Source organism: Martinezella lusitana (assembly GCF_900094565.1).
In the GTDB taxonomy this organism is placed as follows: Bacteria; Pseudomonadota; Alphaproteobacteria; order Rhizobiales; family Rhizobiaceae; genus Rhizobium; species Rhizobium lusitanum.
In genome coordinates, this window is sequence record NZ_FMAF01000003.1 from 530,972 (window position 1) to 553,977 (window position 23,006).

Here is a 23,006-nt window from a genome sequence, read left to right on the forward strand (position 1 = left end):
GAGGATCAACCTTTGACCGCACCGAATGTCAGACCCGACACCAGATGCTTCTGAATGATGAAAGTGAGAGCGAGCGCCGGAATGATCATCACGACCGCGAGCGCGCACATGCCGCGCCAGTCGATGGTGAATTCGGACGTATAGTCGAGCAAGCCGACCGGCAGCGTCTTCGAATCGACCGACCGGGTGAGCTGCGAGGCCAGTGCATATTCGTTCCAGCAGGTGAGGAAGGCGAAGATGCCGGCCGAAGCGATACCGGGGCCGGCGAGCGGGAACTCCACCTGCCAGAAGGCCTGCCAGCGCGTGCAGCCGTCGATCTGCGCCGCCTCGGCGAGATCCTTCGGCACCTGCCGGAAGAAGCCGTCGATCAGCCAGATGGTGAAGGGCACGTTCAGCGCGACATAGGTGAGGATCAGGCCGAAATGCGTGTCGATGATGCCGAGCCGCGCATAGACCATGAACAGCGGCAACGACAGGGCGACGCCCGGCACCGAGCGCGTCAGCATAAGCCCCAGGAACACCGTCGACTTGCCGCGGAACCGGAAGCGGGCGAAGGCATAGCCGCCGGACATGCCGATAATGAGCGCGATGGCCGTTGACGTGATGGAGATGATCAACGAATTGCGGAAGTAATCCCAGACGGGAATGCCGCCCTGCCCGACGCCGCTGAACATCGAGCGGTAGGCTTCCAACGAAAGCTCCCTCGGGATCCATACCGGCGGCTTCGCCATGATCTCCACCGTCGGGCGCAGCGAACTGATGATGATCCAGAGGCCCGGCAGGCAGATGATGAGAATCGCGATGAAGAGGCCGATGAGATAGGCGACTTTGCGCAGACGGCGCTGCAGACGTTGTTGAGCGTTGCGATCCATGATTACCACTCCGCTCCTATCTGGGTGCGGGCAAGCGCCAGCTTACGGAAGAAATAGACTGTGAAGGCGATCGACAGGATAATCGAGACATAGGCCATGGCGTTGGCGAGACCCATCTGCGCGTCGGCATAGGCGGTGCGCCCGACCAGCGTCCAGATCAGCTCCGTGCGCCGCGCCGGGCCGCCATCGGTCATGATCTTGACGATGTCGTAGGCGCGGGCGACGTCGAGCGAACGGATCGTCATGGCGATGAAGGCAAAGGGCATCAGAAACGGCCAGGTCACGTAACGGAAGGTCTGCCAGCCGGTACAGCCATCGACCTTGGCGGCCTCGACCGGCTCCTGCGGCATGGCGAAGAGGCCGGCCAGAATGAGGATGGCGAAGACCGACGTCGACGACCAGACTTCCGCGACGATGATTGAAAACAGCGCCAGATTGCCGTCGATCAGCCAGGGGATGGCATCGTTTGTGATGCCTAGGGATTGCAGGGCATTGTTGATGATGCCGACATTGTCATTGAACATGAATTTGAACTGGAAGCCGACGAGAACAGGCGAAAACATCATCGGGAACATCATCAACGTGCGCAGGATGCGCTTGCCGTGCGTCGCCTTGTTGACCAGAAGAGCCAATCCGAGGCCGAGCAGCATTTCCAGATTGAGCGCGATCGTCAGCAGCACGACGGTGCGCACGAAAGCGGCTAGAAACACTGGATCGGTGAGGATGCGGATGTAGTTGCGCAGGCCGATGAAGGTAAAGAGCGTGGCCGGCCGTGTCAGGCGAAACGGCGTGAAGCTCGAATAGAAGGACAGAAGCAACGGAAACAGCACCACGGCGACAAGAACGATGATCGCCGGAAGAAGTAGCAGGACCGGTGGAGATATCTTTTTGAACATGGTTTGCACCTGTCGGCATTCCTCGGCAGCGTGGCCCGGACTGCTTGGAATGGATTGCGTGAGGACGAGAGGCCGGCACGAAACCGGCTGGATAGACCGGCTCCTTGCGGCGCAGGTCGAAAGCCATTCTCGAAGTCAGATTGCAGAAGTCCCGCGCACTTGCCGCGCGGGACTTCGATTGCATCGCTTACAGCGCGCCGGCGTCCTTCAGGACATCGGTTGCCTTCTGGGCCGCGGTGTCGAGCGCCTGCTTGGAGGTTTTGTCACCGAGAATGGCCGCCTGCAGTTCCGGATAGACGACGTTGGAAATTTCGATCCATTGCGGCGTGCGCGGAACCGGGAAGGCGTACTTCATCGATTCCTGGAAGGTGCTCAGCACTTCCTTCTTGTAGGGGTCGGAAGCAGCCTGCTGGATGTCCCACTCCCAGACCGCCTTGCGGGTCGGCAGCGTTCCGTTGGCAGCTTCGAGCTTCTGCGAGTCGTCGTTGGTCAGGAACCATACGAGCGAAGCAGCCGCATCCTTGTGGGCGCAAGCCTCGGTTACCGAGAAGCCGTGGTGACCGGACCAGCCAGTGTGCTTGCCGGAGGAGCCAACGGGCTGCACGACGACGCCGACATTGCCGGCGACCTTCGAGGACTTCGGATCGTTGAAGTAAGTCGCCCAGCCCGGCCAATCGAGATCGAGCGCGATGGAGCCGGAAGCAAAGCCAGCGCCCAGATCGTCCCAGAGATAATTGGTCGTACCGGCCGGAACGGCCTTCGCCTTGTACATGTTGACGAACCAGTCGAGCGCACGCACGCCGGCTTCGGAATTGAAGGCCGGCTTGCCGTCCTTATCGAGATATTCGCCGCCCTCGGCGACCAGCATTTCAAAGAAGCGGCCGTTGATGGCCTCTTCCTTGCCGGGGAACTGAGTGCCGAAGAAGTTCGGCGGATTGGAGAAGAAGATTGCCTGATCGGAGACTTCCTTCCAGGTCTTCGGCGGCGCCAAGTCGTAACCATACTTGGCCTTGAAGGCAGTCTTCTTGGCGTCGTCGTTGTAGAGGCTCTTCTGGTAATAGAGCGCCGAAACGTCGAACTGGGCGCGCGGCAGCATGATCAGGCGGCCATCGATGGTCGAGGCCTGAATGGTGGAATCGACGAACTGGCCGATTTCTTCCTTGGGCAGCAGCTTACCGAGGTCGGTATAGAGGTCGGGGTACTGAGGCGCGAAGGACGAGTGGTTCGAGCCGACACACCAGGAGATGCTGCCCGAGGCCATGTCGGACTTGATTTCCTTGTCGAGCTCGAAATGGTTCTTCTTGGACAGGATGTTGACCTTAGCGCCCGTTTCCTTCTCCCACTCGGAAATGCGTGCATAAAGCGGCTCATATTGCTGGCCGCCGATGAGCTTGGCGTCGATCGTCACACCCGGAAACTTGCCGGGCAGATCGGCGGCGAAGACCGAAGTACTCGCAAGCAATGCCATCATGCCGGCAGCAAGACCGGCCCTCCAATTCCTCATCGAAATTCCTCCCAAAAAACCGGACCCCTTGTCCGATAGTCCTCTCGACCCAAATATGGATCAATGATTTATAAGTAAACATCTTATTCATATGCCGTCAAGCCGTGATCGCACGCTTGTAAAATGCAGTCATTCATATATGAATGATGATTCATGTTTCTTCGTTCAGGGGGCCTGTTGATGAATGTAGAAGACGACAGTGATCGCTATCGCGCGCCGGCATTGGACAAGGGGCTGGATATCCTTGAGCTGCTCGCGACGATCGATGGCGGCCTGACGCAGGCGGAAATCGCCAAGGCGCTCAACAAAAGCCCGAACGAATTCTACCGTATGCTCGACCGCCTGGTGCGGCGCGGCTACGTGCAGAGGCAGGATGGCGATCGCTTCTATCTGACGCTGAAGCTCTTTGGCCTGGCGCATTATCATGCGCCGGTGCGCCGGCTCGTCTCCTTCGCCACGCCGCTGATGCGCGAATTCTCCAATCGGGCCGAACAGGCCTGTCATCTGGCGATCTACGATCGCGGCTCGGTCGTCGTCATCGCCCAGCAGGATTCGCCGACCTATTGGGGCATCTCGATCCGGGTCGGCGCCCAGATCAATCTCTACAACACCGGATCGGGTCACATCCTCCTCGCATTCCGGGATGACAAGCAGCGGCAGATGATGATCAACGAGCAAAGGCGTCAGGAGCAGGACGCCGAGGAACCGCCTGCCGATCTCGAGGAGAAGCTGCGGGCGATCCGCGAAAAGGGCTATGAGACCATGGACAGCCTGCAGACCAGTGGCGTGCGCAACATTTCCGCGCCGGTTCTGGCCATGGACGGCAATGGGCTTGCCGCTCTTACCTGTCCCTATATCGAGCCCGTCAACCCCAAGGCGCCCACCTACGATCAAGTCATCGAATATGTGCGGGACGCCGCAAAACAGATCTCCGAAACCGTGGCCGGCACGGTCGACAAGGCTGAACTATAATTTTTATTTGAATAAACTATTCTTCTGTGAGTATATGTTGGGCAAGCAGGTATGGGAGGAACGCCATGCTTTTCGACAGCCACTTGCACATCGTCGACCGGAAACGTCTCGCCTATCCCTGGCTGACCGACGCCGGTGCGCTCAATCGCGACAGCCTCTACGAGGACTATGCCCGCGAGGCGAAGCGGCTCGGCATAGCCGACACGCTTCACATGGAAGTCGATGTCGCGGAGACCGATATCGAGCGGGAAACCGACTATGTCAAAAGCCTGAGCCGCGAGCCGGGTAGCCTCCTGCGCGGCGTCATCGCCGCCTGCCGTCCTGAGAGTACAGATTTTCCCGCCTACCTCGAACGCGTGCTTGCCGATCCCTTCGTCAAGGGCTTCCGTCGCGTGCTGCATGTGGTGCAGGATGATGTTTCCGAAGGGGCACTGTTCCGCGAGAACCTGAAACGGCTCGCCGGCACTCGCCTCACCTTCGACCTCTGCGTTCTGCCGCACCAGATATCCAAGGCGGTCGCGCTCGTCGACCTCAACCCCGACGTCAGCTTCATTCTCGATCACTGCGGCGTGCCGGCTGTCAAGGATGGGCTCAGTGAGAGCTGGTCGTCAGGGATCACAGAAATTGCCAGACGTCCGAATGTCGTCGTCAAGATTTCCGGTGTTGTGGCCTATGCCGATCCCGACAACTGGACGCCCGAAACGCTGCGTCCTTTTGTCGAACACTGCATCGCAAGCTTCGGCTGGGACCGCGTCATCTGGGGCAGTGACTGGCCGGTCTGCACCCTCGGAGGCAATATCTCCACCTGGGTCGCCGCCACCCATGCGCTGATGCAAGGCGTCAGCGCCGACGAACGCAACAGGCTTTATCATCTCAACGCCAAGCGCCTCTGGTCTCTCTGAGGCCGGACAGTTTTCCATCGAAAGACAATGCCATGACCGCCACCGTCGGCGTATCCAGCACCTATCCGAAGACCATGCCGGCCGATCACGCGGAGATTCCCGTCTGGAATGCGGAAAACTGGTTCTATGAGGATTTCGAAGTCGGCCACAAGATCCGCTCGCTGCGCCGCACGATCTCCGAGGGCGAGTCCCAGCAGTTCAACGCGCTGGTGCTCGACATGCACCCCTATGTCAGCGACCAGATCTTTGCCGAAACCGAAGGCCTGTTCGGCAAGCGGCTCGTCGCCGGCGCCTTCGTCTTTTCCGCCGGCCTCGGGCTTGTGGCTACCAACTGCGTCAACGCCTTTTCCTATGGTTATGACAAGCTGCGCTTCATCAAACCCACCTTCATCGGCGACACCATCTACACCATCCGCACCAATCTGGATAAGCAGCCGAAATATGCCGAACTCGGCCTGATCCGCTCTTCTTACGAGGTCTTCAAGGGCGAAGGCGAATTGGTGCTTTATTGCGAGCATATCCAGACCGTGCGCTACAAGAACGGCCGTCCGGCGGACGCGCCGCCGCTGAAAGCCTGACATGACTACGAAAAACGAAGAGGGCCTGCTTTCCGGCATTATCGTGCTGGATATGAGCCAGTTTCTTGCGGGACCGATGGCCGCCCTGCGGCTCGGCGATCTCGGCGCGCGCGTCATCAAGATCGAGCGGCCCGACGGCGGCGATCTCTGCCGCCGGCTCTATCTCAGCGACACCGAGATCGGCGGCGATTCCACGCTGTTTCATGCCATTAACCGCGGCAAGGAGAGCTTTGCCGTCAACATGAAGGATGAAAGCGATCTACAGGAACTGCGCACGCTGATCGCCAAGGCCGATGTCGTGATCCAGAATTTCCGCCCCGGCGTCATCGAGAGGCTCGGCCTCGATTATGCCTCCGTCGCCGCCATCAATCCGCGCATCGTCTATGGCAGCATTACCGGCTATGGCCCCGACAATGAGTGGCGGCATTTTCCGGGACAGGACCTGCTCGCCCAGGCCCGCTCCGGCGCCATGTGGCTGAATGGCGAAGCCGATGACGGACCGGTGCCATTCGGGCTTGCCGTCGCCGACATGCTGGCCGGCAACCTCCTCGTCCAGGCGATCCTTGCCGGCCTGGTGCGGCGTGGCGTGACCGGGCGCGGCGTTCATGTCGAAACGAGCCTGCTGGAAGCAATGGTCGATTTCCAGTTCGAGGTACTGACCACGCACCTGAATGATGGCGGGCGCCTTCCCAAGAAATCCGCCGTGCGCAACGCCCACGCCTATCTCGCAGCCCCGTATGGTGTCTATCGCTGTGCCGATGGCTGGCTGGCGCTGGCGATGATGCCGCTGGCGAAGCTTGCCCCGCTGCTGAACCTCCCTGCCCTTGCCGACTACACGCCGGACGATGCCTTTCAGCGCCGCGACGAGATCAAGAGCCTGATCGCTAGCCGCCTTAAGCAAAAGGCGATCAGGGAATGGCTTGATATAATGGAACCCGCCGATATCTGGGCGGCGGAAGTACTCGACTGGCCGAAGCTGCTGCAGACGTCAGCCTTCCGCCAACTCGACATGCTGCAGACCGTCACGCGCGGCGATGACGTCTCCGTGCAGACGACGGCAAGCCCGATCCGCGTGAACGGCGTACGAGCCAAGAACGGATTGGCTGCGCCGGCGATCGGTAGTCAGTCGGATAAGATCCGGGCGGAGTTTATTGAGGGTCGGTAGTCTTCTCAGACTTCTCATCCGCCGCACCCGCGAAAACATAAAGGGGTGCCGCATTGCTGCGGCACCCTCTCAAAATGACAGCTCCCCTTAAAGGAGAGCCAAACCGCCTCAGGCAGCAGCGAGCTGCAGTTCCTTGCTGACCATGGCGCGTAGCGTGCCAAGATCCTTGGCGAAGGCGCGGATGCCTTCGGAGAGCTTTTCGGTGGCCATTGCGTCTTCGTTCATCATCCAGCGGAAGGTCTTCTCGTCGACGGTGATCTTGGCGACGGGGGTCTTGTTTTCCGGCGAGAGCTTGCGCTCCAGCTTGCCTTCGTCCTTGGCGAGCTCGTCGAGCAGGTTCGGGCTGATCGTCAGGCGATCGCAACCGGCCAGAGCTTCGACTTCGGCAGCGCTGCGGAAAGAGGCGCCCATGACGATCGTCTTGATGTCGTTGGCCTTGTAGTAGTTGTAGATCTCGCGAACGGACAGAACGCCCGGATCTTCTTCCGGCGTGTAATCCTTGCCGGTCGACTTCTTGTACCAGTCGAGGATGCGGCCGACGAAGGGCGAGATCAGGAAGACCTTCGCATCGGCGCAGGCAACGGCCTGAGCCTTGCTGAACAGCAGCGTCAGGTTGCAGTCGATGCCTTCCTTCTGCAGCACTTCGGCGGCGCGGATGCCTTCCCAGGTGGAAGCAAGCTTGATCAGGATGCGGTCGCGCTCGATGCCCCGCTCCTTGTAGGAAGCGATGATGGAGCGAGCCTTGGCGAGCGAGGCTTCGGTATTGAAGGACAGGTCGGCGTCGACTTCGGTCGAAACACGGCCGGGGACGAGGCCGGACAGCGCAGCGCCGACGGAGATGGCCAGACGGTCTGCCACGGCGTGAATCACTGCTTCCGACGCACCGCCCTGCTTCTTGCCCCAGGCGACGGCTTCCTTGATCGCATCGGCGAACATCGGCGTGCCGAGCGCCTTGAGTACGATGGTCGGGTTGGTGGTGCAATCCACCGGCTTCAGGCGTGCGACAGCCTCGATATCGCCGGTGTCGGCCACGACCGTGGTCATGGCGCGGAGTTGGTCAAGCTTGGAAGTCATAACAGGTATCCTTGTTGAATGAGGCCCATTTGAATGGGGAGATGCCGGGCTGCAAATTCCGTCCGGTCGATGGACGGCTTGAAGGCGTCAGGCGGAGCGCGCCCTTCCTTCTCCTATGTGTCGATAACGGGATAAAAAGCGCGAAAGTTCCATTTCCGGTGAACGGCCGAGCGGTGAACAAACAACCTTCCGACGACAAGCTTTTCACCGGCACCGGGCGCCCTATATGGTCCCATGTCCGGTCTGGCACTTGCTCGGAGCAACACTCGCACATTGTCCTCCTCGATTGGACAAGACCGAATTCCTCAGCACCGACTATCAGCAATCTGGCAACGAAAAGTCAAGGACATTTGTGCAATTCAATTGACATAAGTTTCATGTCATAGAATATCGGCAGCAGAAGAGCCGATCTCGCCTGCCCCTGTCATCCGCCATCGCCACAATTCCTGGTCGGGGCGATCATGACGCTAAAAGGCGCATGCGACAATCATGCCGGAGGACCTGTGGCCAAACTGAGACGCGGGACGCATACCGCCTATTCGGAGACGTCGTCCCTGAGGCTTCGCGCCGCATGGCTCTACTACAACCAGGGCCTGACGCAGAAAGATGTCGCCGAACAGCTGGGCATCAGCCGAACCACGGTCATCCGCCTGCTCGACGAGGCGATGCGCCGTGCCGAGGTGCAGATCTGGATCACCGAAGGCATCGACGATTGCGTCGAGCTGGCAATCAAGCTGGAGCGCACCTATGGGCTTGACGAGGCGATCGTGGTTCCCGAGCCAGCCGGTGGCGACGTCAACGCGCAGGCAAAAAGCGTTGGCTTGGCGCTCGGCCAGTTCCTGACGGAGGCGATCCCGGACAATTATACGATCGGGGTCGGCTGGGGCCGGACGATGACGGCCTCTCTTGCAAGCTTCCGCCCTCCCCGGCGTGACAATTGCAAGGTGGTCTCCCTGCTCGGCGGCATCGTCGCCGTCCATCAGACCAACCCGATCGATTACACGTGGCGTCTGGCGAGCCAGCTCGGCGCGGAATGCTACATGTTCCTGGCGCCATTGCTGGTCGATTCCATCGAGACCAAGCACAACCTCATCGAAAAATGCGGCCTGGAAGCGATCTACCGGCTGGCGGAGAACCTCGACCTGGCCATCGTCAGCTGCGGCGACATCGGCCCGCAATCGACGTCGCTGTCGGAGGGTTTCATTTCAAAGAGCGAGTTGCAGCAGCTGATCGACGCCGGCTGCGTCTGCGATACCATGTTCAACTTCCTCGACGCCGAGGGCAATTCCGTCGATCACCCCATCAACAAACGCGTCATGTCCGTCGACCTCGACACATTGAAGAAAGCCAAGCATATCGTCCTTTCTTCAGGCGGCGCGCACCGCGCCCAGGCGATCAGCGCCACCATCAAGCGCATCGGCTGCAACACGCTGATCACGGACGAGAGTGCCGCCAAGGCGCTGTTGCAGATGGCTATGGCGAAGGCGGCTTGATCAGTTAATTCCGTGTTTGCGGAGGGTTACGTAGGTTCGGCAAACTCAAAACCTTCAAGAATACACAAACCCTCAAGCGTCGCCCGCTTCCCATCCCAGCATCGCGCGCTTGCGCGTCAGCCCCCAATGGTAGCCCGTAAGCTGGCCGTTCTTGCCGAGCGCGCGATGGCACGGCACGACGAAGGAGATCGGGTTGCGGCCGACGGCTGCCCCCACCGCCCGCATCGCCGTCGGCTGGCCGATATCACTGGCGATATCTGAATAGGTCACGGCGCGGCCCATCGGAATCTTCAACAGGCTTTCCCAGACGCGCAGCTGGAAATCCGAGCCGATCAGCACAACGCGCAGCGGCTGATCGCTCGACCAGTTCGACCGTTCGAAAATGCGCGCCGCGTAGGGCGCCGTCGCCTGCGAATCCTCGATGAATTGCGCATTCGGCCAACGGCAGGTCATGTCTTCCAGGCAAGCCCTTTCATTGCCGGAATCGCTGAAGGCAAGTCCGGCGAGGCCACGATCCGTGACCATGATCAAGGCAAGACCGAACGGCGAGATGTGGAAACTGTAGCGCATCACCAGACCACTGCCCCTGGCCTTCCATTCGCCCGGCGACATCGCCTCATGCGTGACGAAGAGATCGTGCAGCCGGCTCGGGCCGGAAAGGCCGACTTCGAACGAGGTCTCGAGAAGCGGCAGATCTTCCTGGCGCAGCAGGCGCTTGGCATGGTCTAGGGTCACCGCCTGCAGAAAGGCCTTGGGCGACAGCCCGGCCCAGCGGGTGAACGTCTTCTGCAACTGGGTCGGCGACTGGCTGAGCCGATCGGCGAGCATCTCCAGCGATGGCTGGTCGCGATATTCCTCGGTGATGAGCTCGATGACCCGCCGAACGGTCTCGTAGTCCTGACCCTGCGGCGTGATGTCGTGCTTCAACTGTGCAATCGCATTCATGATCTTTCTCCTTGGAAAGGAGAAAACCACGGCAACGGAGGCAAAACCACCCGTTTCTTGCGCGGACGGCCCGCCTGCGAAAATGTGATGCCGTCGGTTTTGACAGGCCCGCTCATATCCGCTGCGTCACCGTCGCCAAGGCACGCTTGAAAGCCTTGGCAAAACTCTCCCGATCTTCCGGATTGAGGAAGGAGCCGACATCGGTATCGTGGTGTCTGTCGCGAACATGCATGGATACGACGCCAATTTCATGATGGCGGCGAACGAGGAGACGCGTCCAGAACGGATTGAAGCGATGCTCCACCATTCGCCCGGTGGGCGAGAATTTGCGGATGGAGACATTGGTACGCGACACCGTGACCTCCTCCCACACGCGCCCGGAACGGTAATTCAGCCAGAAGGCCCCGTAAAGCAGGAAGAAATCAGCGCCGAAGAAGAGGCCGATCGGCCATGCGCCCACGGCGACAAACAGAACGCTGTAGAAGAGGCAGAAGGCACCTGCCAGGGCCAGCATGATCCTGAACCCCTTTCGTCCCAGCGAGCGATGGGGGAACAATTCGGCGGCGAAAACCGGCCTGTTGCCGTCTGCCGCAGTATCGGCGTTGCGTTCCATCATAGGACTTGAGTATAGGTCGTTCATGGCAAATCCCAAGATCAAATCCAGCGCCCAAAACGCGAAAAAGTCAAATGCGACCGCAGGCCGCAAGCCGGCGTCGAAGAGCCTTTATTCGAAAGCGGATTTGGAAGAAATCTTCCGCCGCTTCTCCATTCAGCGGCCCGAGCCGAAGGGCGAGCTGGAGCACGTCAATCCCTTCACCCTCGTCGTTGCCGTGGCGCTATCGGCACAGGCGACCGATGCCGGCGTCAACAAGGCGACCCGCGCCCTCTTCGCCATTGCCGATACGCCACAGAAGATGCTCGATCTCGGCGAGGAACGCATCCGCGACTACATCAAGACGATCGGCCTTTACCGCAACAAGGCCAAGAACGTCGTGGCGCTGTCGGAAAAGCTGATCACGGATTTCGGCGGCGAGGTGCCACGGACGCGTGAAGAGTTGATGACCTTGCCGGGCGTCGGCCGCAAGACCGCGAACGTCGTGCTGTCGATGGCCTTCGGTCAGGCGACGATGGCCGTCGACACGCACATCTTCCGCATTGCCAACCGGCTGCTGTTGGCGCCCGGCAAAACGCCCGACGAAGTCGAACAACGGCTGATGAAGGTGGTCCCTGACCAATATCTCTACCACGCCCACCATTGGCTGATCCTGCATGGGCGCTATTGCTGCAAGGCGCGCAAGCCGGAATGCGAGCGTTGCGTCATTGCGGATCTCTGTCGCTCGCCCGAAAAGACCTGGGACATCCCCGCCCCGCTGGTCGAACTACCCGCTCAGATCATCGGTGCAGAAGCCGCCGGCTAGATCCCGCTACACACGCAGACCCATCTCCCGGCGCGAGATCAGCTTGTGCAGATGCACCATCATGCCAGCTGCAAATAGCGGCGTCAGCAGATTGAGAAGGGGGATGGCGAGGAAAGCGGCGATCGCGAGGCCGGCGAGGAACACCGTGAAGGCGTGCTTGACGCGGAACTGCCGCGTCTCTTCCGGCGAACGAAACCGCATCGCGGCGAATTCGAAGAATTCCCGGCCGAGCAGATAGCCGTTCACCAGAAAGAAGGCGATCAGATTGACGCCCGGAATGAAAAGCAGGAACAGCGCCACGATATTGCCAACGATGACCACGCCCAGAAACCGCACCGAGCTTTTCATCGCTGCTGCGAACGGCATGGCCTTTCCCGGTGGATCGGAAGGATAGTCGCGCCTTTCCACGACCTCGGCCACATCGTCCAGAAACAGGCCGGCAATCAATGCCGTCACTGGCGAGATCAGTAACGCCATTGCGAGCGCCAGCGCGATGCCGGCCAGAATGGCGAGGAAGAATGTAAGCCAACTCGTCCAATCCGAAGTGGACGGCATGAAACCTTGCAGCCAGGGCAGAACGAAAGAATTGAACACGCCGCGCAGCAGGAACCAGAACGCGGCGAGCGCCAGCAAGGTCAGGCCAAGAACCTTCCAGAAGACCTTGCGCGTTTCCGGTGCGAAGAGGTTTGCCAGGGAAAGGCGCACAGCAAGAACAATCATTCGGGTCGACATCTCCTGGTTGGTGAACCGACACCTAGGTATCGGCGACGCCGATATCAATATCTCCGCCGACATACGAATACGCTCAATTAAAAATTTGCATTGTTGTAATAAAGTTTAAGCTAATATATTCTGCGAGTCATATTAAGAACAACAACCAAAACAAGATCGGCGGCTTTGTGAAATCTGCGCGCCCGATTGTTCCAGCAGTTGGTGCGACCAGACATCGGAAAGACCGTCAGCGAGGCGCAAAATTTGGAAGACCTTAGCCAGAAACTTAGGGAATATATAAAGGTTGGCACACCGGCCGAGCGACGTATTGCCAAGTATTTCTCTGAGCACCTGAATGAACTGCCCTTCGAGACGGCCTCCTCCGTGGCCGATAGACTGGAATTGAGCCCGATGACAGTTGGGCGTTTCCTGCGATCTCTCGGCTATCACGGACTGGATGGAATAAAGGTCCATCTGAAAGACAACCTGGCCCCGGTTACGTTACACTTGCCTAACATTCTGGAGCAGCTTCAGAAGGACGCCAGCGAGGGTCGCCCGCTCGCAACCCAGATCGCCGAACAGGTCGAGATGCTGCAGCATATCTACAATCTCGCCAACCAGCCGCAATGGCTGGAAGCGGTGACAACGATCCTTTCATCCGGGAATGTCTTCATCACCGCCCATCCCAGCCTCGCAGGTCTCGGGCGCCATTTCTGCGACCGCCTGACATTTGCCCGCGATCATGTGCTCTTCCTCGACGGGGCCAACGGCAGCTATGTCGAGCTGCTAGGCGGGCAGTCCCAAGACGAGCTGCTCATCGTCATCGATTCGCCGCGCTTCGTCGCATCGCGGCTGTTGGCACGTTCCGCTCGTCGCGCCGGACACAAGGTGCTGCTGGCAACCGGCCAATTCACGGAATGGGCGCATGAATTCGCAAACATCACGCTTTCGCTGCCGCCTCAACGGGCCAATAGCCGCGAGAACCTCTCGGCCATGATGTCGCTGCTGGAATTCCTGGCCATAGCCGTCATCCAAGCCGCCGGCGAAACCGCGGAAACCAGAATTCGCCGGATCGAAGAGCTGCAAGGCATGTTTGCCTATGCACCGCTGCGGTAGCGGACGCCCTCGCGGCAAGCCGACCCGCCTATTCCATCGCGTCCAGTTCGGCCCGATGCCGATACATGGCAAGGAAGCGCCTGTATTCGCGATCGTAAAGCGCCTTCTTGCCGGTGTCAGGCAGACGTTCGTAACCGCCCGGATACATAGCGGCGCCAGCAACAGCCAGGCTTTCATGAAGACCACAGGAAACGGAAGCCGCGATTGCGGTCCCGAGCAGCACCGCCTCGTTCATTTTCGGAACGACGACCCTGCAGCCGGTGACGTCGGAATAGAGCTCCATGAGCACCGAGTTCTTCACATGGCCGCCTGCGACATGCAGCGTGTCATGCACGTAGCCATAGTCGCGCATCCTGTCGAGGATATGGCGGATACCGAGCGCTATGCCGATGCTGGTACGCCAATAGAGCCGGCAAAGGCCATCGAAGGAGGCGTCAAGCGTCATACCGCTGATAACGCCCATCGCGTGCGGATCGGCCAGCGGTGACCGATTGCCATGAAAATCGGGTAGCACATGGATGCGTCCGCCGAGGGATTCGCCCTCGGCAAGCCGAAGCTCCGCGATCCTCTTGACGATACGGTCATGCAATGCCGCCGTCGGCTGGCCGCCCGCCGCGTGCATGCTGACGATATGGTCGAGCAGAGCGCCCGTTGCCGATTGCCCGGCTTCGGCAAGCCACATGCCTGGAAAGACGGCCTCGTAATAAGGACCCCACATGCCGGTGCTACGCTTTCGTTCGCGCGCGAGGGAGACGATGCAGCTCGACGTTCCGGCGATGAGCGCCAGCTGGCGTTCCAGAGTGCCGGGATCCCCGGCATGCCCACTGAGCGCGCCGAGCGCACCCGCATAGGCGTCGATCATGCCGGCGCCAACATGGCAGGCGCGGTCCAGCCCCAGCGCTTCGGCAGCCTCCGCCGTCAACGTTCCCATGCTCTTTCCGACGGGAACGCTCTCTTCGGGCAGACCGCCGCGCTCGCGCAGGTCGCCGAGGCCGATCACGTTCAGGAAATCCGCCTGCCAGCCCGGTTGGCGATGGGCGAGATAGTTCCATTTCGCCACGAGCGTGCAGCGCGAGCGCGCTGGCGATCCCGTTGCCTTCCAGGTCATGAAATCCGCTAGATCGAAGAAATAGCCGGCCTGCACCCAGCTTTCCGGCAGGTTCTCTTTCAGCCACATCAGCTTCGGCATTTCCATTTCCGGCGACATGAACTCGCCGGAATAGTCGAGAACCTCGTGCCTAGTCGCCGTGCAGTAATCCGCCTCGGCAAGCGCCCGGTGATCGAGCCAGACGAGGGTATCGAAACGGGCCTCGCCTCCTGTGGAAACCGTCAACTGCCTGCCCTGCCTGTCGCGCACGACCAGCGAACAGGTAGCGTCGAATCCGATCGCGCCGATAGCGGATGCATCGACACCGGAGACCTTCACCGCACTACGAACGGCCGCGCAGACGGCGGCCCAAATGTCCTCGGAATCATGCTCGGCGTGGTTTTCACGCGGGCGATTCATCAGGATCGGAAATTCGCTTTTTCCCAGCAGTGAGCCGTTCGCCGTGAAGACACCGGCGCGTGCGCTGCCTGTGCCGATATCGACCGCAACCACGTGATCACGCATGCAAAAGAGGTCCCGACCACTTATCTCTTGTTGCGGACAAGTTGTATCAAATCCGGCATCGCGTCAAACACGACTTCCGGAGAAAGCTGCTCCAGTTCCGCGCGATAACTGGGTGAATGAGCATGCGAACCACCGGTAAACGCGAAGACCGTCATGCCCGCCGCCCGCGCCGCCGTGATCCCCGCCGGACTGTCTTCGATGACGATGCAATCTCCTGGAGCGACCCCCATCCGTTTGGCGGCAAAGAGGAAAAGATCGGGTGCGGGCTTGCCCCGCTTGACCATGCTGGCGCTGAAGATGTTCGGCTCCAGCCGCTGCAAAAGGCCGGTCACCCCGAGCGAGAGCCGGATACGTTCCAGCTGGCTCGAAGACGCGACGCAACGGGGAAGCGTCAGTGCATCCAGCGTTGCCGCAATGCCGTCGATCGGCTTCAGCTCGTGCTTGAAGCGCTCGTAGAGATCGTTGCGGATGCGATCGAGGAAAACCTGGTCGATGAAAACGTCGAATTCCGTCTGCAGCGTGTCGACGAGCGTCGCGAGGCTCTTGCCGAGAAAGCGGCTGTAGACATCCTCCTCGCTCATATCCACGCCGACATCGTGCATCGCCCGGATGAGCACGCTGACCGACAGCGGCTCGCTATCGACAAGCACGCCATCGCAATCGAAGATTACGAGTCCCTTCTTCGCATCGGTCATCGTAGATCCAACCCGAATTCTGTTGCTGTCCCGCCGACCCTAATATCGACATGACAATGAAAAACGGCCGGAGCAGGAGAACTCCGACCGTTCAAAAGTTATTCCGCGAGTTTGTTGTCCAGGTATAGCTGCAGGGTGACGCGGGTACCCTTTTCCCACAGCGTTTTTAGGGCATGCGCGAAGCGCTTGCGGAAGAGATCGGATTTGGCGACGGTGCCGAAGATATCGTCGAACACGAGGAAGGCATCCGGATCGTCCTTTGCCTTCAAAGCGGCTTCGTGCAGCCGGTCGGCACTGGCATCGTTGAAGACGATGTCCTGGCCGCTGTCCGTCTTGCCGGCGAAATATCGGCACCACAGGGCGGAGACCAGCGCGAGACCGACCACATCCTCGCCGCGGGCGAGGCGGTCTGCCGTGGACGGCAGGATGAACTTCGGCTGGCGGTTGGAGCCGTCCTGCGCCAGACGCGGAATGGTGTCGGCGATCTTCGGATTGGAGAAGCGCCGCTCGATCAGCTTGAAGTAATCCGCGAGCACCGTGTTCGGCACCGGCGGAATGACGGGGATGATCTCGTCATTCTCGAGCTTGGCGAGATAGGCGCGGATCAACGGTTCCTCCATCGCCTCATGCACGAAATGCACATCCATCAGTGCCGCCGGATAGGCGATGGCCGCATGACCGCCATTGAGGATGCGGATCTTCATGTGCTCATAGGGCGTGACATCTGGAACGAAGGTGACGCCGACCTTCTCAAGCGCCGGGCGGCCTGCCGGAAAATTGTCTTCCAGCACCCACTGCTTGAATTCCTCGCAATAGACGGGCCAATTGTCCTCGATATCGAAGACATCCTTGAGCAGATCGATCTCGCGCGTGCCGGTCGCCGGCGTGATGCGGTCGACCATGCCGTTCGGGAAGGCGACATTTTCGGCGATCCAGTCGGCAAAGGCCGGATCGGAAAGCCGCGCCGTACCGATGACGGCGGCTTTGGTGACGCCGCCATTATGAGGGATATTGTCGCAGGACATGACGGTGAACGGCTGCAGACCGGCAGCGCGGCGCGCCTTGAGGCCGGCGACAATAAGGCCGAACACCGTCTTAGGCGCATCCGGGTTCTGCCCGTCGGCGACGATCGCCGGATGGGCCGGATTGAACTTGCCCGAGGCATCGATGAAATAGCCGCCTTCGGTGATCGTCATCGAGACAATGCGGATGGAGGGATCGGCAAGCTTGGCGATGATCGTCTTGGCATCGCCGACCGGCAGGATGCCGACCATGGGCGCAGTGACGCGGGCAGCCGTGCGGTTGTTGTCCTGCTCGACGACGGTCGTCAGAAAGTCCTGCGCGGCGAGCTTCTCCCGCATGGCGGCATCGGACGGCAGCACGCCCGCGCCGATGATCGCCCAGTCATGGTCGTGGCCGGCGTTGAACAGGTCGTCGAGATAGATTGCTTGATGCGCGCGATGGAAATTACCGACACCGAAATGCACGATGCCCGCCGACAGCGACTTCGGATCATATGCGGGAATGGCGGCTGTTGCGGCCGCCTCCTGGAGAGTTGCGAGCGATAGTTTGCACGTCATGTCTCTAGTCCTTCTGGAAAGGTCTCTGGCTCCGGGCGGCTTGGGAGGACCGCTCCGGCTGGTATGCTTCCCGGCCCGCTGATATCGATGGATGCGGACCGGGACAGATGCATTTGCCGAGCGCATGCGGCGAGCAAGGCGTCGGCGCGGGGCTCAGATCGACAATCCCTCGGCGTTGAACCGGTGAATCTGCGACTTGTCCGGCGTCAGCTAGACGGTATCTCCGGCGCGGGCCGGGAAATCGCCGGAACCGCGTGCCGTCATGACACCGATCCCGTCGACGTCGATATGCAGGAACGTGTCGGAACCAAGGTGCTCGGCGACGGTTACCTTGCCCTGCCAGTCGCCCGAGGTGGTCGACAGCAGGACATGCTCCGGCCGAACGCCGATCGTGTCGCCGCCAAGACTCTGCGCATAGGCGCCCTTGACGAAATTCATCTTCGGCGAGCCGATGAAGCCGGCGACGAAGAGATTGCGCGGTCTCTTATAGAGCTCCAGCGGCGAGCCCACCTGCTCGATGTTGCCGCGGTTGAGCACGACGATCTTGTCGGCCATGGTCATGGCTTCCACCTGATCGTGCGTCACATAGACCATCGTCGTCTTCAGCTGCTGATGCAGCTCGCTGATCTCGAGGCGCATGTTGACGCGCAGCGCCGCGTCCAGGTTCGACAAGGGTTCGTCGAACAGGAAGGCTGCCGGCTGGCGCACGATGGCCCGGCCAATGGCGACGCGCTGACGCTGGCCGCCGGAAAGCTGGCGAGGCTTGCGCTCCAGATAATCGGTCAGGTTGAGGACGCGTGCTGCGTCTGACACCTTCCTGTCGATCTCCGCCTGCGGCAGGTTCGCCATCTTCAGCGGAAAGGCGATGTTCTTGCGTACGCTCATATGGGGATAGAGCGCATAGGACTGGAACACCATGGCCAACCCTCGGTCGGACGGCTTCAGATTGGTGCCGTCCTTGCCGTCGATCAGAATCTGCCCGCCGGAGACGTCTTCGAGGCCGGCGATCAGACGCAGCAGCGTGGATTTGCCGCAACCCGACGGGCCGACGAACACCACGAACTCGCCATTGCTGATTTCGAGGTCGATGGAAGGGATGACCTTGGCTTCGCCAAAGACCTTAGAAACCTTCTTAAGGACAATGCTACCCATGTTTCTCTCCCTTACTTAACCGCGCCGAAGGTAAGGCCGCGAACGAGTTGTTTTTGACTAAACCAGCCGAGGATCAGGATCGGGGCGATCGCCATGGTCGATGCCGCCGAAAGCTTGGCATAGAACAGGCCCTCCGGGCTGGAATAGGAGGCGATGAAGGTGCTCAGCGGCGCCGCGTCGACGGCGGACAGGTTGAGCGTCCAGAAGGCTTCGTTCCAGGCGAGGATGATGTTGAGCAACATCGTCGAGGCAAGGCCGGGGATCGCCATCGGCGTCAGCACGTAGATGATCTCCTTTGCCAGCGTCGCGCCGTCCATGCGGGCGGCTTCGAGGATCTCGCCGGGGATCTCCTTGAAGTAGGTGTAGAGCATCCAGACGATGATCGGCAGATTGATCAGCATCAGCACGACCACCATACCCACCCGGCTGGCGAACTGGTTGTTGAGCAGCCCGAAACCTTGGAACAGCAGATAGATCGGGATGAAGGCGCCGACCGGCGGCATCATCTTCGTGGACAGCATCCACATCAACACGTCCTTGGTCCGCTTGGTCGGCGAAAATGCCATGGCCCAGGCGGCCGGAACGGCGACGATGAGGCCGAGGATCGTCGAGCCGAAGGCGATGATGACCGAGTTGCCGAAGTGGAGGAAGTAATCCGAGCGCGACTGCACCTCGAAATAATTCTCCAGCGTCCAGTGAAAGAAGAGGAACTGTGGCGGCGAGGCGATCGCATCGCCTTCCGTCTTGAAGCTCGTCAGGATCGTCCACAGGATCGGGAAGAAGATGAGCAGGGCGACGATCCAGGCGACCACCGACATGAGCACCTTGCGTTGCGTAGTGACTTTGCGTGCCATCTTAAGCCTCCAGATTCTTGCCGACCGCGCGCATCAGGAAGATCGCGACGATATTGGCGAGGATGACTGCGATGATGCCGCCCGCCGATGCGCCGCCGACATCCTGCGACAGCACGATCTGCGAATAGACAAGATAGGTGAGATTGGTCGTCGCCGTGCCCGGGCCGCCATTGGTGGTGACGAGGATTTCGGCGAAGGCGGACAGAAGGAAGATCGTCTCGATCAGGATCACGACCGTAATGGCGCGGGCCAGATGCGGCAGGGTGATATAGATGAACTTCGAAACCGGGCCTGCGCCGTCCATTTCGGCGGCTTCCTTCTGCTCTTCGTCCAGCGACTGCAAAGCGGTGAGCAGGATGAGCGTGGCGAAGGGAAGCCACTGCCAGGCGACGATGATAATGACCGACAGCAGCGGAACGGTCTCCAGCCAGGTCAGCGGATCGAGCCCGAACAATCGGAAGAGATGCGCCAGCAGCCCGTTCACCGGGTTCATGAACATATGCTTCCAGATGAGGGCGGCGACCGTCGGCATCACGAAGAAGGGCGCAAGCACCAGCATGCGCACGATGCCCTGGCCGAAGATCGGCTGATCAAGAAGGAGTGCCAGCGCTATGCCGCCGACCACGGTAATCAGCAACGCACCACCGACGAGCAACAGCGTCACGATCAACGAACTCAGGAAGGCCGGATCGCTTAAGAAGTATTCGAAGTTGAGCCAACCGACGAAGTCGTGCGCGCCGGGCGACAGGAGATTGTAATTCAGCGTCGAGAAATAGATCGTCATCACGAGCGGGACGATCATCCACGCAAAGAGGAGGAGAACCGATGGCGCCATCATGATGCGCGCGGTGGAACGGGTGTGCAACGTTGCCATGGCAAGTACCGACCTATCTTTTAAGCAGGGAGAGGTGGCCGTGGACCGGCTGAAATAAAAAGGGCCGCCAAGGGCAATGCGGGCGCTCGGCGGCCTGGTGGAAAGCAATACCCGAGAGGAGCACTGCTTTCCATACCTTCAACGGCTTCTATTTCGGATAACCAGCCTTCGTCATTTCGCGGCTGGTCAGCTGCTGTGCGGCCTTGAGAGCCTGATCCACGGAGATCTGGCCGGCAAGGGCTGCGGAGAACTGCTGGCCGACGGCCGTGCCGATGCCCTGGAATTCGGGGATCGCCACGAACTGGACGCCGACATAGGGAACCGGCTTGACGGTCGGATGCGTCGGATCAGCAGAGTTGATCGAGTCGAGCGTCATCTTCGCGAAAGGCGCAGCCTTCTGGTAATCCGCACTCGCATAGAGTGACGTACGGGTGCCGGGAGGTGCGTTCAGCCAACCTTCCTTCTGGGCGACAAGGTTGGTGTAATCCTTGCTGGTTGCCCAGGCGATGAACTTCTCGGCGGCCTCGGTCTTCTTCGAAGAGGCCGGGATGGCGAGGTTCCATGCCCAGAGCCAGTTGCCACGCTTGCCGAGGCCCTTGTCCGGAGCCAGCGCGAAGCCGACCTTGTCTGCCACCTTCGACTGCTTCGGGTCGGAAACGAACGAAGCTGCAACCGTCGCGTCGATCCACATGCCGCACTTTCCGGTCTGGAAGAGCGACAGGTTTTCGTTGAAGCCGTTCGACGATGCGCCCGGAGGGCCGGCGTCCTTCATCAGCTTGACGTAGAAGTCGAGCGTGTTCTTCCACTCCGGCTGATCGAACTGCGGCTTCCACTTCTCGTCGAACCAGCGCGCGCCGAACGAATTCGACATCGCCGTCAGGAACGCCATGTTCTCGCCCCAGCCGGCCTTGCCGCGGAGGCAGATGCCGTAGACTTCATGATCCTTGTCGGTGATCTTGCGGGCAGCATCGGCGATGAAATCCCAGGTCGGCGCATCCGGCATCTTCAGGCCGGCCTTGTCGAACAGGTCCTTGCGGTACATCACCATCGAGCTTTCGCCATAGAACGGCGCAGCGTAAAGCTTGCCGTCCGTGGTCAGGCCGCTGCGAATGGCCGGGAGCAGGTCATTCACATCATAGTTCTTGTCGCCGGAGAGCTTGTCGAGCGGGGCGAGCCAGCCGAGCTTGCTCCAGATCGGCACTTCATAGGTGCCGATCGTCAGAACGTCGTATTGGCCCGCCTTGGTGGCGATGTCGGTCGTAACCTTCTGGCGCAATACGTTTTCTTCAAGGGTGACCCATTGCAGGTCGATATCGGGGTTCTTGGCTTTGAAATCGTCCGTAAGCTTCTGCATACGGACCATGTCGCCATTGTTGACTGTCGCAATTGTAAGGGTTTCAGCAGACGCCAAGCCGGCAAACATCAGGGCCGAGCAGGCGCTCAGCAATATGGTTTTCAATTTCATATCTTCCTCCCAGAAGATTAAAAATGAGCATTCGCTTTGCTCGTGGGCAATTACTCACCTCTTGCGACAAAATGTCAATGCGAATTCGTTGCTGCATTGCCGTGCAAACAACCTATCTATTTGTTTTCATGGACTATATTTTTTGCTCACGCCCTGAGCAAAAATTCGGCAACAGCCTCATCGGTAATCAAACCGTTGATTTGGCGGCCAACGACGGCCGCTTTGATCGCCTCGAACTTGCGTCTTCCCTTGGCGATTCCAATGACGGAAGAGGTGTCGCGCGACGGCAGGGGCGCGCTTGCGACGCGATCGTTGACGTCATCAGGCATCAGCTTCCCCTCGCCATCGAAGACCCAGCCGCAGATCTCGCCGGCAGCGCCGCGCTTCATCAGCGCCAGCATCTCATCCTTCTCGAGAAAGCCGTCGAGGCAAAGGGGCGCCTCGATGCCCATCTCGCCGATACCGACGAAGGTCACGTCGGCCTGCGCGCTGATATCGAGCGTCGAACGCACCAGCGCCTGCGCATGCAGGAGCTCGCGCTCCCCGGCGGAGGACACGAGCACCGGCAGCGGCATCGGAAAGTGCCGCGCCTTGATGACGTCGGCCATGCTGAAGATGACGTTGTAATAGGCAGCCGAGCCGTCCGGGCCGATATTGCCCGTCAGCGACACCACGCGATGCTGCAGACATTCGATGGCAGGCAATTGATCGACCGCGGCCTTCAGCGTGCGGCCGGTACCGATCGCCAGCACGATCGGATCGCTGCGCCTCAGCCAGCGCTCGATCTCGGCGGCGCCCGCCTGGGCGATGCCGATCGTGGAAGACGTGCCGTCGGGATCGCTCGGCACCACGTCGACATGCCGGAGATTGAATTTCTCGCGCAACGCGGCGGCATATTCCAGGCAGGCGGCGATCGGATGATCCAGCCGCACCTTGATCAGCCGTTCCGCGACAGCCAGCGACACCAGTCTCTGCGCCGATTGTCGGGAGATCCCCATGGCGACCGCAATCTCGTCCTGTGTCCGCCCGGCGACATAGTAGAGCCACCCGGCTCGCGCCGCGTCGTCAAGCCGCCCCTGGGAATCCAGCTTCTTCGCCATCGCATTCCTTTACCGAAACAGCGCTCTT

Annotated in this window: 22 protein-coding genes; 7 read left to right on the top strand and 15 right to left on the bottom strand. The window is 60.2% G+C overall.

Annotated features, from left to right (window positions below; translation table 11 throughout):
• Positions 1 to 5 precede the first annotated feature (5 nt).
• From GA0061101_RS08955 to GA0061101_RS08965, 3 genes are all read right to left on the bottom strand, one after another.
• On the bottom strand, positions 6 to 872 hold the full coding sequence (locus GA0061101_RS08955; protein ID WP_092573492.1) for a carbohydrate ABC transporter permease: 867 nt from the start codon (positions 870 to 872) through the stop codon (positions 6 to 8).
• Between the two features lie 2 nt (positions 873 to 874).
• The gene (locus tag GA0061101_RS08960; protein WP_037196258.1) at positions 875 to 1,768 is read right to left on the bottom strand and encodes a carbohydrate ABC transporter permease; all 894 of its coding nucleotides are present in this window, start codon (positions 1,766 to 1,768) and stop codon (positions 875 to 877) included.
• A gap of 187 nt (positions 1,769 to 1,955) precedes the next feature.
• On the bottom strand, positions 1,956 to 3,239 hold the full coding sequence (locus GA0061101_RS08965; protein WP_376774239.1) for a type 2 periplasmic-binding domain-containing protein: 1,284 nt from the start codon (positions 3,237 to 3,239) through the stop codon (positions 1,956 to 1,958).
• Positions 3,240 to 3,452: 213 nt separating this feature from the next.
• On the opposite strand from GA0061101_RS08965, the gene GA0061101_RS08970 reads away from it, so the two are divergent.
• From GA0061101_RS08970 to GA0061101_RS08985, 4 genes are all read left to right on the top strand, one after another.
• Positions 3,453 to 4,244, top strand: a complete 792-nt coding sequence (locus GA0061101_RS08970; RefSeq protein ID WP_037196575.1) for an IclR family transcriptional regulator — start codon at positions 3,453 to 3,455, stop codon at positions 4,242 to 4,244.
• A gap of 65 nt (positions 4,245 to 4,309) precedes the next feature.
• The gene (locus GA0061101_RS08975) at positions 4,310 to 5,146 is read left to right on the top strand and encodes an amidohydrolase family protein (RefSeq protein WP_092573493.1); all 837 of its coding nucleotides are present in this window, start codon (positions 4,310 to 4,312) and stop codon (positions 5,144 to 5,146) included.
• 32 nt (positions 5,147 to 5,178) lie between these two features.
• On the top strand, positions 5,179 to 5,724 hold the full coding sequence (locus GA0061101_RS08980) for a MaoC family dehydratase (RefSeq protein ID WP_047555267.1): 546 nt from the start codon (positions 5,179 to 5,181) through the stop codon (positions 5,722 to 5,724).
• A gap of 1 nt (position 5,725) precedes the next feature.
• Positions 5,726 to 6,889, top strand: coding sequence for a CaiB/BaiF CoA transferase family protein (locus tag GA0061101_RS08985; protein ID WP_047639008.1), 1,164 nt, complete (start codon positions 5,726 to 5,728; stop codon positions 6,887 to 6,889).
• Positions 6,890 to 6,997: 108 nt separating this feature from the next.
• Here GA0061101_RS08985 and tal read toward each other — a convergent pair whose 3' ends face one another.
• The gene (gene tal, locus GA0061101_RS08990) at positions 6,998 to 7,963 is read right to left on the bottom strand and encodes a transaldolase (RefSeq protein ID WP_037200087.1); all 966 of its coding nucleotides are present in this window, start codon (positions 7,961 to 7,963) and stop codon (positions 6,998 to 7,000) included.
• A 503-nt stretch (positions 7,964 to 8,466) separates the two neighbouring features.
• Here tal and GA0061101_RS08995 point away from each other — a divergent pair.
• Entirely contained in the window at positions 8,467 to 9,456 is a 990-nt protein-coding gene (locus GA0061101_RS08995; protein WP_037200086.1) for a sugar-binding transcriptional regulator, read from the top strand.
• A 72-nt stretch (positions 9,457 to 9,528) separates the two neighbouring features.
• Here GA0061101_RS08995 and GA0061101_RS09000 read toward each other — a convergent pair whose 3' ends face one another.
• Entirely contained in the window at positions 9,529 to 10,401 is an 873-nt protein-coding gene (locus GA0061101_RS09000; protein ID WP_047555264.1) for a methylated-DNA--[protein]-cysteine S-methyltransferase, read from the bottom strand.
• A gap of 112 nt (positions 10,402 to 10,513) precedes the next feature.
• Positions 10,514 to 11,017: a DUF2244 domain-containing protein gene (locus GA0061101_RS09005; protein ID WP_092573494.1), complete on the bottom strand. Its 504-nt coding sequence runs from the start codon at positions 11,015 to 11,017 to the stop codon at positions 10,514 to 10,516.
• A gap of 22 nt (positions 11,018 to 11,039) precedes the next feature.
• On the opposite strand from GA0061101_RS09005, the gene nth reads away from it, so the two are divergent.
• Complete coding sequence (nth, locus tag GA0061101_RS09010) at positions 11,040 to 11,819, top strand: endonuclease III (protein WP_037200082.1); 780 nt, start codon at positions 11,040 to 11,042, stop codon at positions 11,817 to 11,819.
• Between the two features lie 6 nt (positions 11,820 to 11,825).
• Here the strand turns inward: nth and GA0061101_RS09015 are convergent, their stop codons facing one another.
• Positions 11,826 to 12,539 carry a sulfate transporter family protein gene (locus GA0061101_RS09015; RefSeq protein ID WP_092573495.1) on the bottom strand — a complete coding sequence of 238 codons (714 nt, stop codon included), beginning with the start codon at positions 12,537 to 12,539 and terminating at the stop codon, positions 11,826 to 11,828.
• Between the two features lie 255 nt (positions 12,540 to 12,794).
• Between GA0061101_RS09015 and GA0061101_RS09020 the strand changes: the two genes are divergently transcribed.
• A complete protein-coding gene (locus GA0061101_RS09020) occupies positions 12,795 to 13,646 on the top strand; it encodes a MurR/RpiR family transcriptional regulator (RefSeq protein WP_047639036.1) in 852 nt (283 codons plus the stop codon).
• Positions 13,647 to 13,674: 28 nt separating this feature from the next.
• Here GA0061101_RS09020 and GA0061101_RS09025 read toward each other — a convergent pair whose 3' ends face one another.
• The 8 genes from GA0061101_RS09025 to GA0061101_RS09060 all read right to left on the bottom strand — a co-directional run bounded on the left by GA0061101_RS09025 (position 13,675) and on the right by GA0061101_RS09060 (position 22,978).
• The gene (locus GA0061101_RS09025; RefSeq protein ID WP_092573496.1) at positions 13,675 to 15,258 is read right to left on the bottom strand and encodes an FGGY-family carbohydrate kinase; all 1,584 of its coding nucleotides are present in this window, start codon (positions 15,256 to 15,258) and stop codon (positions 13,675 to 13,677) included.
• A 20-nt stretch (positions 15,259 to 15,278) separates the two neighbouring features.
• A complete protein-coding gene (locus GA0061101_RS09030; RefSeq protein ID WP_092573497.1) occupies positions 15,279 to 15,953 on the bottom strand; it encodes an HAD family hydrolase in 675 nt (224 codons plus the stop codon).
• Between the two features lie 98 nt (positions 15,954 to 16,051).
• The gene (locus GA0061101_RS09035; protein ID WP_092573498.1) at positions 16,052 to 17,533 is read right to left on the bottom strand and encodes a mannitol dehydrogenase family protein; all 1,482 of its coding nucleotides are present in this window, start codon (positions 17,531 to 17,533) and stop codon (positions 16,052 to 16,054) included.
• A 210-nt stretch (positions 17,534 to 17,743) separates the two neighbouring features.
• Positions 17,744 to 18,685 (bottom strand): ABC transporter ATP-binding protein, encoded by a 942-nt coding sequence (locus GA0061101_RS09040; RefSeq protein WP_092573499.1) that lies wholly within the window; start codon positions 18,683 to 18,685, stop codon positions 17,744 to 17,746.
• Between the two features lie 11 nt (positions 18,686 to 18,696).
• Positions 18,697 to 19,539 (bottom strand): carbohydrate ABC transporter permease, encoded by an 843-nt coding sequence (locus tag GA0061101_RS09045; RefSeq protein ID WP_037200073.1) that lies wholly within the window; start codon positions 19,537 to 19,539, stop codon positions 18,697 to 18,699.
• 1 nt (position 19,540) lies between these two features.
• Positions 19,541 to 20,413: a carbohydrate ABC transporter permease gene (locus tag GA0061101_RS09050; RefSeq protein WP_037200071.1), complete on the bottom strand. Its 873-nt coding sequence runs from the start codon at positions 20,411 to 20,413 to the stop codon at positions 19,541 to 19,543.
• Between the two features lie 148 nt (positions 20,414 to 20,561).
• A complete protein-coding gene (locus tag GA0061101_RS09055; protein ID WP_037200070.1) occupies positions 20,562 to 21,878 on the bottom strand; it encodes an ABC transporter substrate-binding protein in 1,317 nt (438 codons plus the stop codon).
• Positions 21,879 to 22,024: 146 nt separating this feature from the next.
• Entirely contained in the window at positions 22,025 to 22,978 is a 954-nt protein-coding gene (locus tag GA0061101_RS09060) for a sugar-binding transcriptional regulator (RefSeq protein ID WP_037200068.1), read from the bottom strand.
• Positions 22,979 to 23,006: the final 28 nt, after the last annotated feature.